Origin of the sequence: Companilactobacillus huachuanensis (assembly GCF_005404815.1) — a bacterium.
GTDB classification, from domain to species: domain Bacteria; phylum Bacillota; class Bacilli; order Lactobacillales; family Lactobacillaceae; genus Companilactobacillus; species Companilactobacillus huachuanensis.
Window position 1 is genome coordinate 69,196 of sequence record NZ_BJDF01000009.1, and the last position, 14,554, is coordinate 83,749.

Sequence of the window (14,554 nt, forward strand, 5' to 3'; positions counted from 1 at the left end):
GTATTTTGAGACGCGATTTTCGGCTCAAAATCGAGGGTCGAGACCTTGGCTCGAGCCGGTCCCACAGCAGGTTAGACCCCCCTCGCACCCGGTGGCGGCAGAAAAAATGAAAATAGTATTTCCGTTTTCGCCATGCTCAAACGTTACTATCTATGTAAGTTACTTAACGGCCGTTAGTTCTTACAAATAATAATAAAGAGGTCAGACAAATGAGCTGGAAGAAAACTGCTATCACAATCACCATGGGAAATGACAAGTATCCAAAGGGAATCAAAGTGATCCGTTTCAACAATATTGTGGAAGAACCTACAAAGGAACAGATTGAACAATTCGCTGCAGGTTTGGTTTTACTATCAGATGGAGATTCTTATCTTGGTTCAGAAATCGTTAAATACACACAACAAAGTGCAAAATAGAGGAGAATAACTGATGAAAAAATTACAACTACGATTTAAGACTGCTGAAGGTCACAAGAAGAACTTGGTATTGAACTATGTTAAGGCTGATCTAACGCCTGAAGAAGTTAAAGCAGGGATGGCGAAGATTAGTGCCAGTAAACTTTTTGAGCAAAATACTGTCCAACTTTTTCAAGAAGTACTTGGTGCCAGCTATATTGAACGCACTGAAACCAAGGTTCTTTAGAATTATGCAGTATCTAGATAAAATAATTAAAATAATTAGAGGATAAACCTTGAGCCTACGACTTATTTCGACTAGAATAAGAGTAGGCCCTTTTGGATGAGCTAGAAGTTGTAAGGAATACGTCGGAATAACGGCTGTAATGAACTTGTAATTTTAAGGTTGACTTTGGTCAAAAAATAGCAAATTAGTTATAGTTATCTGTTTGATTATTACAGAACTGTGATTTTTAATACAGAATTGTTACAAAAAGGTAGACTTTGCAATTTAGAGTTGATTCATAAGCCAGAGTTTCATATAATGGTTGTCAGTGGGATAGCCCCACGACAATTAATAAAAAATAAATTCTTGTAGTCCAGGGGAGGATTAACATTGAAAAAATCTATTAAATATGCAGGAATCGCTGCTGCAACACTTCTAGCTGTTGCACCTATCGCTGCTCCTGTTGTTTCACAAGCTGCTACAGGTGATGACACATCAGCTGCTACAACAACAAACGAAATTACTAACGACAATATTACTACTGCCGTTAATGCATTAAAGGGTCTTTTGACTGATACTACTTATGGTGATAACAGTACAAATGGTTCATACCCAGCTGCTGTTCTTAAAGCAAACTATGATGCATATCAACCAGTTGCTACATATGCTGGTACAGGTATTCTTAATGGTACTTTGTCAACACAAAACTCTACTGTTTTAGGTAGCTCAGCAGATAAAGCTGCTGATGCATCAATGAAGGTTTATGCTGTTGATTCAAACAACAACAAGATCAACTACACAAACTACAACACAACATTGTACAATGATGTTTCAAAGAACAATGGTAGCATCAAGTATTACTACCAAATTAAGTACAATAATACTGATGGTGATGCACAAACACCTGTTACAGGTTACTTCACACTAACAAATGATAACAACTATTCAGAAGTTAAGGCTTTGAATGTTACATATACAAATCCTCTTAACGTAGCTTACGGTTCAAGAACTGTTAATGCTAAGTTGTCATCAACAATTGATGGTGTTGTTAAAGACCAAAATGGTAACACTATCGAATTAGATAATGATGCTGCAACTACTGTTGCTGGTAATCTTTACAAGTCACTTTCAGCTGCTATTGCTGACAAGGGTACAACAGATTCAGATTACTTTGGTGATTCAACATTTGGTTCAGAAAACAAGACTTATTACCAACCAGTAACAATTACTCTTAAGGCTGGCAAGCTAGGTACTGATTCTGATAACAATACTGTTACTGCTAATACAATCCTTACTAACTACTTAGCTGGTAAAGATGGTTATGCCGTTACTGTTAATGGTTCTGCAATGTCAGGTCAAACAGAAGCTAACTTGAAAGCTACTGATACTACTTTGACATTTGTTCGAGAAGTTAAAGTTTCACAAAATGCTAGCTGGACAACAGAAGATGTTAAGGGTGTTGTTACAACTAAGAGTGACGCAGCATACTACACATTGAGAGATGGTGACAATGCTACAATCACAAACCGTGCTTTAGCTAAGAATACTGCATGGCAAACAAATGCTGTTCGTACAGATGCTAACGGTAACAAACAATACCGTGTTGGTGCTGACGAATGGATCGACGCTAATAACGTAACATTCTCAGACAGTACTTCAACTGGCGAAGGTGCTTACACTGACGTTAAAGCCTTGAATGGTAAAGTTGTTACTGCTGGACCTTCAGGTTTCGTTTACCCACTATTTGACGATAATGGCAAACAAGTTACAAACCGTGCCGTTGCTGGTGATACAGCATGGTACACAGACAAGTCAGCTGTTAACGCAGAAGGCACAACTGTATATCACGTTGCTACTGGCGAATGGTTACAAGGTAACAATGTTACTTACACAGCATACTAGAAATTAGTTGCTTAATAAGTTCCAAAAAAGACTCGCTGTGGCGGGTCTTTTTTTTATCTAAAAATGTTTTTTTCTGCAAAACGCTTGTAGTTTCAAAGTCTCCGTGTATGACAAATATTGATATAGTTTATATGATGAGTGATTCAATTATACTTTCTGAATATATTTTTTCCTATTGAATGATAAATTATTAAATGATATAATGCATTTGAAATATAGGAGGGAAAGCTATGAAAAAGAAAGTTTTAGTACCTGTTTTAGCATCAATTATTGCTGTATTTGCGGTGATGTTCTTGGGTGGTACTGGGCAAACCGCAAACGCTGCCTTGAATAATACTATTATGATTAATAAATCAAGTGGTGCAACGGTTTATGCTTCTCCAAGTTCATCTGATCCTGCTGGCAGAACCCTATCTAATGGGACATCATGGGCTTATAATTCTATTCAAATTGGCGATAGCGGTAATACATATGTAATGGTTGCCCCTAATCAATGGATTAATACAAATGATACATATAAGCTTAGAGACGAAAGTGGAAGTATATATGTTAATCGACTGACTTATGTCTACAGTTCACCTACTAGTGGATTAACTACTCAAATATTACCTGCAAATAGCACTTGGGCCTACAATGGTGTTGCAAGACAATGGAATACCTCTGGTTTACCTGCATGGGTAAAAGTGTCAACAAATGGCTGGGTAAAAGCAGGCGATGTTGCTGCTTGGAAGTGATTTTTTGTTAGTCTTAAATAATTGATATAAAAGATAGTTGAAGGGAAAAAGTATCCTCCAACTATCTTTTTTCTGTTGTAAATCAGTTTAGATATTTTTGTAAGACGTTGTAGATTGTCTACATTCAAAACATGGTAAATGTGTAATAACCATAACGGCTGTAAAAGCAGATTATTTATGAGACTAAAACAAGTAACTTATGGCTTTCAAGAGTTATCAATTTGAAAATAATGATTTAAAAGTTATATAATTTTACCTAATGATAAGGGTATGGTGAATACACATTGGACGAAAATTATACTAATTGCATAGTAAGTTTGGCGGATGAAATATCAAAGTGGGGTGTTGGATTAATTGTTGGCGCTGGTTTTTCTAAGGCCGTGATCAATGACGGTGATAATCAGGCTAAAAACTGGAAGGAACTTTTTGAAGATCTTGCGAGATATTTAAATATTTCAGATTTCAAAGATAAAAAACAACCTTTCATAGATGTTGATGAAGATCTATCAAAAGGATTAACACTTCCACAAATTGCAACAAAGGTATGTCAGTTATTAGCAAAAGAAAGAAATATTACTTATGAGAATAGTAAAAATGAAGTTAAAAAAATTATTCGTGCACTTGTTAATTGGGTTCCGGAAAGCAATGAAACAGAAGAATATAAAAACTTATTCGAAGGTTTAAATATAAAATGGATAGTGACAACTAACTATGATGAAGTGCTTGAAGCTATTTTAGGTGAAAAAGGATATACCATTGATCCTGATCAGCCATTGACAGCTCCAAGTGATATGATTCCAATTTATCATATTCATGGTGATCGTAAAAATTACTCAAGTTTAATTGTCACACATGAGGACTACGTACCTTTGTTTAAACCAGGAAACTATCGAGAATCAAAGCTTTTTACAATGATGGCTGAAGCTCCTGTATTAATATTAGGCTATAGTCTATCGGATTTGAATTTGCTGTCGGCATTGGAACAAAGTAAGCAAATATTTAATGATAAGGATAATTTTCCGGTAGTTTTGGCAAACTTTGTTGGTCAACAAGATGATTTGGAGTATCAAAAAGAACGATTCGATGGAGGGAGCTATGAAAGAATAGACGTAAACTCTATCAGTACATTTTTAAACAAATTGGGCAGATTGATATCATATAATGAGGATATGCATAACTTGATGTTGACTGACAAAAAAGATGCATATGAACCATTTCAGAGTCTTGTTAAGGACGTTGAGAAGCTTTCTTCAGATTCCGAGTCATACGAAGACTATACTGATTTTATCATTGAAAATTATTCTGATTTATCCGAATGTCCTGAGGCATATATAATAAAAGATGCTAAAGCAAATTTTGATAATTTGAAGGAATTGGGCAAGCCAGAAGCAGATCAAACTATTATTTTTAATAAATCATTGGTGATTGTTATGCAGTATTACAGAGGAAAATCGAGTGAGAATGGTAATTTTAAATTATATAGTTCCCTTTTAGATTTTATTTTGTATATAATCGACACTTTTGAGATGGATTGGTTTACACCGCGTGGGATGGAATTAATCACTAGAAATCTTAATTATTGTTTGGAACATACAGGAGAGGCCGGAATACTAGGCGTTTCTTGGTCGGCAGATTCAACATGGAAGAAAGAAGGACCAAAGTTTTATAAAAATCATCGTGAACTATGGGATGAGATATATTTACAAGCCAAAATAGATAATAGCATGTTACAAGTGGTAGAACATTTTGATCAGGTTGCAAATGAAAACTAACTAGAGTGCTTGATATTTTAAAAAGATTACTTGTATTTCGTTTAATAATTACTAAGAATCTAGCATAAACTACTCCAATGTCTTATGATTAAGAAGTGTTGTTAATATAAAGACAAGGGAGTTTTTTTATGTCACGTAAATTAAGAAAGATTGGTATTATTATTGCGACCGTTCTTTTGATTTTGGGAACATTGCCATTTATGGGTCTTGGTACCGCAAAGGCGGCTGATACTGCTGCCAATGAAAAAATCACAATTGGCGTCTTGAAGAATACAGCCTCTCTACCAGCTTTAATGGCTGATGCTGCGGGTGATTTCACTCATCAGAATATCTCTGTTGAAACGAAGACTTTTGACTCTAACGAGCAATTAGACACTGCTATCAAAGATGGAACTGTTAATGTTGCAGTTACGAACTTAGTTAGCTATGCCGGACTTGTTAGCAAAAAGGCTAATGCTGACTGGAAGGTTGCTGGTGCTTTGCCTGGATACAGTGGTTTAGTTGCCAACAAGAAATACAAGTCAATCAAGAGTCTTAAGGGTAAGACAATTGCTATCGACAAGTCAGATGCTTCTAAGCAATACTTATTGGACGTTTTAAAGAAGAATAAGATGAAGTACTCAAGTATTAAGGTTAAAGAAGTTGCTGCTATGCAAGACCGTGTCGATGCTCTGAAGGATGGCTCGATTGATGCAGCTGTTTTAGAAGATCCATTGATGAGTACTGCCAAAGCTAATGGTGGTAAGATTTTGAATCGTCAAAAGATGACTGCTAATAATGGTAGTATTTTGATCATGAACAAGGCTTTTGCTAAGAAGAATACTTCTTCAATGCAAATTTTAGTTGATACTATGAACCAAGAGATTAAGTCGCTTGATAGGTCCGGTGGTTACGGTATGGCCGGGACTGCACTTAACAAGATGAACTTTGATCAAAAGGGTGCGAAGGTTTTAACTGATATTGACGTTAGTTTCAAGAAGATTCATAAAGTTAATAAGTCTGATTTTAACAGTGCCTTCAAGTATGCTAAGAATCACAAGCTTTATAGCGGTAAAATCAGCTACAAATCACACACGATTAAAATAAAAAATATTAAATAATTTTTTTTGAGATATCCCAATTTGGCGGTATCTCTTTTGTTTTAAGTAAGTTATATTTAAATAGCACCGCAATGAGGGTGTAAATAATTCCGAATGAGGTTATGCAAGATGGAAGCAGTCGAACAACTGTCCGATGTACGTCCATTGAACACAGTTGATGTAGCTTATATGGAAGCTGCAATGGAAATTTTGGAAAAATTACGAATCATCGAAATAATTAACACGACGGGGTTAGCTACAATTGATTTGGATGATATGGAACTTGAACATTTCACCCAATGGTTGATGATCTTATGTAATCCGGATAATCAATTTCAATTATCCCCGTTGAAAGATGTGTCATTTTCAGCCGCTTTAACGAGAGCTCCTTCGAGATGTTTTCCACACCCTCTATCTGCGCACCAATTAGGTTTGTACTTGCAACGTCGAGATGATAGCGACTCTATTCTAGAGTTCGCTATGGTCGTAAAGACTTTGCCAGCGTTACAAATCTTGCACGAGATTATTAACCGTTAACGGACACCACTCTTGTCAGAAATTTGGTCTCTGTTAGCTAGTGTAGTGCAATGTTTTTTTTAGGCTTTTAACGTCCGGTTTAATATTTGAGCGGTTAACTCAGGTGTTACGCTGTGGTCTATTAAAAATCAAATCATTGAGTAATTCAATTATTTAAAAAGCCAATCCTTATGTCGGGATTGGCTTTTTTAAGTTGTCTAAATTTTTATTTTGAAACATTAATTTATTAACAATCAATTATTTATTTTCTAACTGAAGGCTGAAAGGTGAAAAAGTAATCTAACGATTGCTATTACAGGCCTAGAGTTAATTTATTTAAATATTCAGAAATCTTTGTTTTATTGTTCCGTATATTAAAAAAACTAGTTGGAAGAGCTGAGAGTATTCATTTGCAGCGAAAGTGGCGTTATTGCTTCAGCAATTACACCACCGGGCGTTGAAGCCTCGCGGTTTTTGCGAGGCTTCGACCGAGGTTCGAGACCGCTCCTCGGCTCGGGACGTTCCGCGCAGCAATTGAATACACTCAGCTCTGGAAACGGCATACTTAAGCTTTCAACCTTTAGTTTTCTAATGATTTGAGATTTCTTTATCCGAAATGAACCCAGTAGCGTCAAATTTTTCTCTAGTTAATTGAAATATTCTATCCTGGTACTTGGTTTGGATTTTCTGATTATTTTCTATTTTTGAAATAGTTCCATATCCTAATCCAGTCCAATCTCCAAATTCTCTAACGGTCATCTTAATATCTTCTCTTAATTTCTTTAGTTCCCATGGTTGCATAAAACCGACACGAGATCTGTAAGCTGAGAAATCATTTCTGACATTTTCCATAGGGTCGTCAAAATTGTTCCAAAGTTCACCATCAGAATCTTGCCAATAATAGTGAAGTACTACGAGATCATCCATGTCTTTTACTTTGATTTTTTCTACTAACAATTTTTTTTCGTATAGTTCTGTTATTTCCTTTTCTGGATTATAGAATTCTTTTTTTTCTACATTCATATTCTTCACCTCGTAAGAAAATAGATAAGCAATATAATTACTATTAATGTGAATAGGGGAAATTTAAAGTGTGTTCTTGCTCATGGATTGAAATCCACATAATAATACCAGCGGGTTTATCTTGAAATTTTAAGTAACAATTCATCCCAACTATTACAAGTCCAAATATCCAAATATCACCTTTTACAGGTGGGATGTGATTATCTGGTAAAGGTCCAGAAGAGTAATTGTTCAATGATATGTTTTCTTGAATTCTGTCAAAAATATCATCTTCATTCATATTTAAAACCGATAGGGTTTTATAATTTTTTGGACGGGGACTAAGCTGCCACATTTCTCTTTTATCCTTAATTTTAAGTATAAGTTCTTGGATTTCCTCTTTATTGTCAATTTTATCAGTCAACTATTGTTACGCATCCATTTCATATATTGTCTGATACTGGTAGTATCTTATCACGGTTTGTTGCTGACGAGCAACAAAATATTTTCACTAAATTATAGTGTAAATAATTGAATTCGAATAATAAGGAAGGATTTTTAGTGGATTTTAGTAATGAAAATCCTAAAAATTATCATTATTATTTTAACTTATCGTCTGGTTTAGAATTAGAAGTAGCAGTTGATGCGGATTATAATTTTTAATTTAGAATCAAATTATTGGGTAATTGGGTAATTCGATGACTAAAAGAGCCAATCTTTTTCGGTAAGATTTGCTCTTTGCTTTGCCTAAACTTTTAATTAGCTAATTAAATCATTTATTATCGTGATTACTTCGTAAAATGTTTCGTCATCTAGTTCATCGATTTTCTTGGCATTCCTTGTAGTGAAGTCTTGCGTGTTTAGTTGAAGGGGATTGATGAATCCATCAACATCGGTAATATCATTTAAAGGATATGATTTCCCACATATATTAGATTACGGTTTTAAGTGAGTAATTTTTAGAATATTAGTCAATAAAAAAGCCAATCCATCTAATCCGGGTTGGCTTTTATTTTGGTATTTGAACTATTCTTTTACTTGTTTATCTTCTGAATCATCATTTTTAGAATCATCAGTTTTTTTAGATTTTTCTTTAATTTCTGATTCTTCAGTTTCTTTAGATTCTTGTGTGTCTTCAGATTCTGGGACATCTTTTGGTTCCGATTTTTCAGACTTAACTGCCTTTTTCTCGGACAACTTATTTTTCATTTCAATAGCCCATGGTTTGAACTTGCTCCATTTGAAATTGAACATACTTAAGATTGCACCGATAACTAGTACAACCAATGCCCAAAATGAGAAGTGGCGGGCGGTCTTTTGGACGTGTGTTTCATAGTAATCAATGACTACTTTTCCGTTGCCACTGACAGTCACTTCACCGAGGCCGTTGTTTTTCTTGTTCATGGTCAATTTCGAAACGTTGCCAGTGGATTCTTTAGATTGGAACCCATAATAGGCGATTACTGGTACGGAAATAACGGTCTTCTTAGCATGTTTAAAGTTGAAAGTCATTTTCGTATCAACTCGTTTGAAATTGGTGATTTTGGCCTTTTTACCAGCCTTGATGGTTGGTATCTGAGGTTCGGCCTCCAATGGTACAATATCCGCACCATCAGGCAAGTATTCCTGTCCACCACCAATACTGAATGGTGAGGCTTTATCATACTCTGAATATGGCACCATAGCGGTTGACATGCTATTGACCATACGATAACTGGCAGAAATTGCTAGTAATGTTACGAAAACAATTAGGGCTGCTTTAACCAGATTCCCCTTTAACAAGTGCAGTGGATCAGAGGCGACGAAGATTGCCAAGAGAATGGTAGCAATCATATCGAAACGCCATGGATATTGAATCATCTTAAATGGTGTTTTGTTGAGCATCACCCAAGGGAAAATTTTACTCCCGCAGATGAACATGATTGCACCAATACCAGCAAAATGTTTGACTGCTTTGTTCTCGATTTTACCCATTGAAACTAGGGCAGCCAGACCTGCCAACAAGAGGACAATCCCAATGTTTGGCTTGTTGATGACGTTATCGATACTCCAATGGAAGTAATCAACTAAATTATCGGCACCAGTGGGGAGGATACTTTTACTTTCAGTCAAACGCAGTGTTGTGTGCTTCAATTGTTCAAGCATGGGCAAGAAGTAACCAATGCTCAAGAGTCCTGAGGCAACGGCAGCCCAGATTAGTGAAAGCAATCGTTTGGGATGAACTCTCAGTTCTGGGATTTGGCACAACATAACCAGCACAATCAAAATGGCCACGAGGATAGGTGAGATAGCGTGAGAATATATGATTCCAGTCATACCAAAGGCTAAGAATAACCAATTACGTTTTCTTTCGCCATAAAAAATTTCATAAATTCCTAGAACAGCTATAGGAAGGAAGACGAATGCACCAATTTCACCGAGATCGTGACGGAAGAGCATATCGTGGAGTCGGTAGTTAGCCAACGTGTAGACAAAACTGAAAACTAAACTGTTCCAATATTTTTTGGAAACTTTGAAAAAGCAGAGAAATGAAACGGTAAATGTTAGAAAGTTTAATAATAGGTAGAAACGCACAATTGTCTGTGCCGGTGTAAAGCCCATCAAACGCAGGAAAGCGGCGGGATATATCAAGAAATCAGAGTAGAAAATATTCGAGATATAGCCGAGGCCTTCCATAAAGGACATATTGACGAGTGGAAAATAGTTGTGATGCAAGATGGACTGGTAGAGCCCTTCAATCCGCATCATGTGGAATCGATTGTCACTTGGGCCTAAGAAAGTCCAAATCGAGTGGTGATAAAATTCAGTTTGATAGAGTGCAACGTAACTGACACCCGCAAATAATCCGGTCGTAGCGATGGCAATAAGGATAATCAGTAGGATTCGCAAGTACTTATTTTTCAAAGATATATATTTCATAAAGTTGATACCTTTCCCCTAAATATATATAACATAACGTGCTGTACTAATTAAATATTTCTCAGCTATTTCGACTAATGGATCTTCGGTAAGAGAACTATATAATCCACTTCAAGTGACATTTAATTATAATCTTTCCCTTATACATAAAAATTTATTAAACAAATGGAACATCCAAAAATGAATTATTAACCAGCACAATACACAACATAGTTTTATTATACTAATACTTAATAGGACAATCATAGAATATTATCCAATATTTCAAAGAAATGTTTAAACCGCTACAGGGGAGACTGGTTATTTAGAATAAGTGATTTATAAATTCATGATGTTTATAAATAAAAAAATGGCGTAATCAAACATGAAATCCCGTGTTTGATTGCGCTATTTTTTATAGTCCAAGAATTTGTTTTTTCTTAATATCATATTCTTCTTGAGTGATAGCACCTTGATCGAGTAATTCTTTTAATTTATCGAGTTGATCAAGTTGCGAATCACTTGTATAGCCATTGTTTGCGTTTGAAAATCTGCGGCCGGGTGCGATGTAATTCTTAGCCAATAGTGCATTGTATGAGTAATCGTCAGCTGGTTCAAAGCCAGAATTCAATAAGTCATTGGCATAGAGTTTGTTGTAGAAGAAGGCAAAGATTAGGTTGAAAAAGAATGAGCCCCCGCCCCATGTGAAGACACCAAAGGCTAGGTCAACTAGTAGAATAATGATAAGCCATTTCCAGTCACCTCTGAAAAGTGCAGGCCAGAAGCCCCAGAAAAATTCAGTCCATGAGAAGCCAACTTTGACGTCTTTGTGTTCATTAGTATTGCGATTAATTAGTGTAGCATGCATATTTAATCCTCCCCGATAATGGTACATTTGCATTAAGTATAGCAAATAATCGTATAAATTGAAGGATTCATCTTATTTTACACAGAGGTTTTCTGCAAATGGATGTTACCAATTGGAAGTCTAATTGATACTAACGAGTTCTACCATAGTGGCTTTCATTAATAGTTGAAAATCTACGACCCGAGGCAATGTAATTTTTGGCAAGTAATGTATTATATGAAGAATCATCAGCTGGTTCAAAACCACTGTTTAACAAGTCATTTATATATAATTTGTTGTAAAAGAAGGCAAAAATCATATTAAAGGCGGCTGATACGCCACCAAAACTCCAAACACCTAAAACAAGATCGACTAGCAATATAATTACTAGCCACTTCCAATCGCCTCGAAAAAGTGCGGGCCAGAAGCCCCAGAAAAATTCGGTCCATGAAAATCCAACTTTGACTTCTTTACGTTCGTTTGTACGTCGATTCAGTAAAATTGCATGCATAATATTCTCCTGTGATCATTTTTCCTAAGTATAGCAATGGTTCTTTATTCTAGCAGGAGTGAACGAAGTTTTTTACAAAATGTTTGGCAGATGAATTATAATTTTATAATGTATAGTAACAAAGCGTTTATAAGGGGTGTTGAGTCATTAACAAAGTGCTTTCAAAACTAAAAAAATATCGGTGGTCACTGATTATTCTGACAATTGTCTTTTTTATTATGTTATTGCTCAACTGGAAGACGTTGTATGTGGCTGATGATTACGTTTATCGTTTCGTCTATCAATCGCCATCGCCCACGGCATTTCCCCATCAACAACGAATCAGTACGGGATTGATCCCGTATTCGATGTGGAACCATTATATGCTGTGGAACGGACGTTTTGTGGCGCATTCAATCGTACAATTTTTTATGCAATTTAATTCAAAAATTCCGTTTGATATTTGTAGCAGTTTGATTTATGTATTGCTGCTAGTGTTTATGGATAAATTAGCCGTGAAATTAACAGGTAAGAAACACAATGCCTTTATTTTGCCATTAATTTTTGGATTCACTTGGTTCTATATTCCTTATTTTGGTCAGTCAGTTTTATGGCTGTCAGGATCAGGGAATTATTTGTGGATGAGTGTGATTTATTTAGGATTTATCATCTTCAATTTGAAAAACTATTCTGTAAATATCGGTAACGTCTTGGGTGCAGTTATACTGGGATTTTTAGCCGGAGCCTCGAATGAAAATTCTGGGCCAGCAGCGGTGTTGATTATCCTATTATTCATGTTAAAAAGATTTATTAAGGAACATAAGCTCAGTTTAGTTTCGACAATTAGCGTAATTTCTAGTGGAGTCGGATTTGTCATAATGATGTTGTCGCCAGGTTCGCAAAGTCGTGGTAATGTTCATCGAGATTGGGCAATCATTCAAAAAAATATTGCTGGTATTTATAAGTTAACGTTTGACAAATGGGTCTGGATCTACGGATTAATGGCAGTTTTGCTGATTGTCGCAATTGTGATGAAACGTATCAATGCGGACACCTTTTGGGCAGTGATCTTCTTTTTGATTGGACACTTGGCGGCCGTTTACGCGATGGCTTTTTCACCGGAATATCCAGAAAGAACTTTCTTCGGTGGTGTAATTTTTCTAGGGATAGCGTTGTTCATTTTAGTTTATGCTGTCTTTGGAGAGTTGAAGTGGGTGCCAATAGTTTTGTCAGCGACGGTAATAATCACATTTGGCATTAGTTTTGGACCAGCATATCGTGATATCAATGTCAGTTATCATCAAATGCGGACGCAATATCAATTAATTTATAAAGCCGAAGCAACTAAGGATAAGAGTGCTAGAGTGCCATTAATGACGACTCAGAAGAGCCAGTACAATGCCAATTATGGTGTCATTGCTTTAGATACACCGGCGAATGCGTTGATGAACCAATGGGAATCAAAATTCTTTGGCCTTAATCAAATCAGTGGCTATCGAATAAAATAAACGATATGGTAAGATAGTTTTTACGTTGTGCTAGTTAAATATGACGTTTCCAGGGCTGAGAGTATTTTCACTCTTCAACCTTCAGTTAATTAATTTGAAAATTTCTATTAGTGGAAGACGTCAAAAAAGTTTCGGGGGATATTTTGAATAAAAAAAGAGTAATTTATATCGACGTGATTCGAGTGGTGGCTATGATGCTAGTGGTTTTAGCTCATTCTTTGGCAGCTAGATTAGCGGTTAGGGATGGGTCACTTAATTGGGACATTTCAAACATGCTAGTTGTGATTACCGAGATTGCAGTGCCATTATTTTTCATGATCAGTGGGGCAACAATTTTAAATAGTCGTCGTACCAAAGATGTGGGGTACTTGTTCAGTCATAGATTAATCAGAGTATTGGTTCCATTCATCATCTGGTCGATCATCAGTGCTTATGGTGCCAGAAAAATCGACGGAGTTTTCACATTTCATGACTTTTTTCACAGTGTCTTATTGATGTATCACCAACCAGTTTTGATAGCCTATTGGTTCATTTATCCATTGGTATCACTGTACCTGTTGTCGCCATTGTTGAAAGCTATGGTCGAGGGCATGGACGATAAAATATTCAATTACCTGTTGGCATTATGGATGGTTATCAGTATGTTTTTACCAGCATTAGTTGATGCATTGCCAAAGAATCTCAGCATGTATTTTGACGGCTATACGGTTGGAAAAGTTGTCTTCTCAACTAGTCTAGGATATTTCTTGTTGGGATATAAGTTGACCCAAACGAAACATGCCAAAGATAATTCATTACAATTATTAGTTATTGCCGTCGTGTTGATGGCGATTAACGTCGTAATCGGCTTTGTCAGTTTAAAACTAGCTTTCCATTATTTAAGCGTAATTTCAGTAGTTAATATTCCCGTTATTGCCGCCTTGATTTTCTTAATTTTGAAATCATATGAAGGTCGCTACCATAATTGGTTCATCAAATTGACTGAAATTATCGCACCGTTGACTTATGGTGTTTATCTAGTCCATGGCTTGAGCATTGGAGTCGTACAGAAGATGGCCGGAGTTAATCATTATCTGATTACATTTTTCTTGGCAACACTGCTGTCTTTGGTGGTTATATTTGTATTGAGTAAGATACCAGTGTTGAAAAAGTGGATGTTGTAGGCCACTTTCGGTTGTGAGTGAT

General features: G+C 36.0%; 14 protein-coding genes. 9 read left to right on the forward strand and 5 right to left on the reverse strand.

What is annotated here, in order from left to right; genetic code table 11:
- The first annotated feature begins 209 nt into the window (after nt 1–209).
- From FFM71_RS06615 to FFM71_RS06645, 7 genes are all read left to right on the forward strand, one after another.
- Nucleotides 210–416, forward strand: coding sequence for a hypothetical protein (locus FFM71_RS06615; protein WP_137611386.1), 207 nt, complete (start codon nt 210–212; stop codon nt 414–416).
- A gap of 13 nt (nt 417–429) precedes the next feature.
- A complete protein-coding gene (locus FFM71_RS06620; RefSeq protein ID WP_137611387.1) occupies nt 430–642 on the forward strand; it encodes a DUF2922 domain-containing protein in 213 nt (70 codons plus the stop codon).
- A 369-nt stretch (nt 643–1,011) separates the two neighbouring features.
- Entirely contained in the window at nt 1,012–2,523 is a 1,512-nt protein-coding gene (locus FFM71_RS06625; protein WP_137611388.1) for a hypothetical protein, read from the forward strand.
- Between the two features lie 230 nt (nt 2,524–2,753).
- Complete coding sequence (locus tag FFM71_RS06630) at nt 2,754–3,257, forward strand: hypothetical protein (RefSeq protein ID WP_137611389.1); 504 nt, start codon at nt 2,754–2,756, stop codon at nt 3,255–3,257.
- A 284-nt stretch (nt 3,258–3,541) separates the two neighbouring features.
- Nucleotides 3,542–5,029 (forward strand): SIR2 family protein, encoded by a 1,488-nt coding sequence (locus FFM71_RS06635; protein WP_137611390.1) that lies wholly within the window; start codon nt 3,542–3,544, stop codon nt 5,027–5,029.
- A 128-nt stretch (nt 5,030–5,157) separates the two neighbouring features.
- The gene (locus tag FFM71_RS06640) at nt 5,158–6,129 is read left to right on the forward strand and encodes an ABC transporter substrate-binding protein (RefSeq protein WP_137611391.1); all 972 of its coding nucleotides are present in this window, start codon (nt 5,158–5,160) and stop codon (nt 6,127–6,129) included.
- A gap of 108 nt (nt 6,130–6,237) precedes the next feature.
- Nucleotides 6,238–6,645, forward strand: a complete 408-nt coding sequence (locus FFM71_RS06645; RefSeq protein ID WP_137611392.1) for a hypothetical protein — start codon at nt 6,238–6,240, stop codon at nt 6,643–6,645.
- A gap of 567 nt (nt 6,646–7,212) precedes the next feature.
- Here the strand turns inward: FFM71_RS06645 and FFM71_RS06650 are convergent.
- The 5 genes from FFM71_RS06650 to FFM71_RS06670 form a co-directional block, all read right to left on the reverse strand.
- Nucleotides 7,213–7,647 (reverse strand): helix-turn-helix domain-containing protein, encoded by a 435-nt coding sequence (locus FFM71_RS06650; RefSeq protein ID WP_137611393.1) that lies wholly within the window; start codon nt 7,645–7,647, stop codon nt 7,213–7,215.
- Nucleotides 7,648–7,690: 43 nt separating this feature from the next.
- Entirely contained in the window at nt 7,691–8,050 is a 360-nt protein-coding gene (locus tag FFM71_RS06655; protein WP_137611394.1) for a hypothetical protein, read from the reverse strand.
- A 602-nt stretch (nt 8,051–8,652) separates the two neighbouring features.
- Nucleotides 8,653–10,545: a putative glycosyltransferase family protein gene (locus FFM71_RS06660; RefSeq protein WP_137611395.1), complete on the reverse strand. Its 1,893-nt coding sequence runs from the start codon at nt 10,543–10,545 to the stop codon at nt 8,653–8,655.
- A 394-nt stretch (nt 10,546–10,939) separates the two neighbouring features.
- Nucleotides 10,940–11,392 (reverse strand): SHOCT domain-containing protein, encoded by a 453-nt coding sequence (locus FFM71_RS06665; RefSeq protein ID WP_137611396.1) that lies wholly within the window; start codon nt 11,390–11,392, stop codon nt 10,940–10,942.
- A gap of 130 nt (nt 11,393–11,522) precedes the next feature.
- Nucleotides 11,523–11,882, reverse strand: a complete 360-nt coding sequence (locus tag FFM71_RS06670; RefSeq protein ID WP_137611397.1) for a DUF2628 domain-containing protein — start codon at nt 11,880–11,882, stop codon at nt 11,523–11,525.
- Nucleotides 11,883–12,037: 155 nt separating this feature from the next.
- Between FFM71_RS06670 and FFM71_RS06675 the strand changes: the two genes are divergently transcribed.
- Together FFM71_RS06675 and FFM71_RS06680 are read left to right on the forward strand one after the other, a co-directional pair.
- Nucleotides 12,038–13,369, forward strand: a complete 1,332-nt coding sequence (locus FFM71_RS06675) for a DUF3329 domain-containing protein (protein WP_223876492.1) — start codon at nt 12,038–12,040, stop codon at nt 13,367–13,369.
- Nucleotides 13,370–13,512: 143 nt separating this feature from the next.
- The gene (locus FFM71_RS06680; RefSeq protein ID WP_137611398.1) at nt 13,513–14,532 is read left to right on the forward strand and encodes an acyltransferase; all 1,020 of its coding nucleotides are present in this window, start codon (nt 13,513–13,515) and stop codon (nt 14,530–14,532) included.
- Nucleotides 14,533–14,554: the final 22 nt, after the last annotated feature.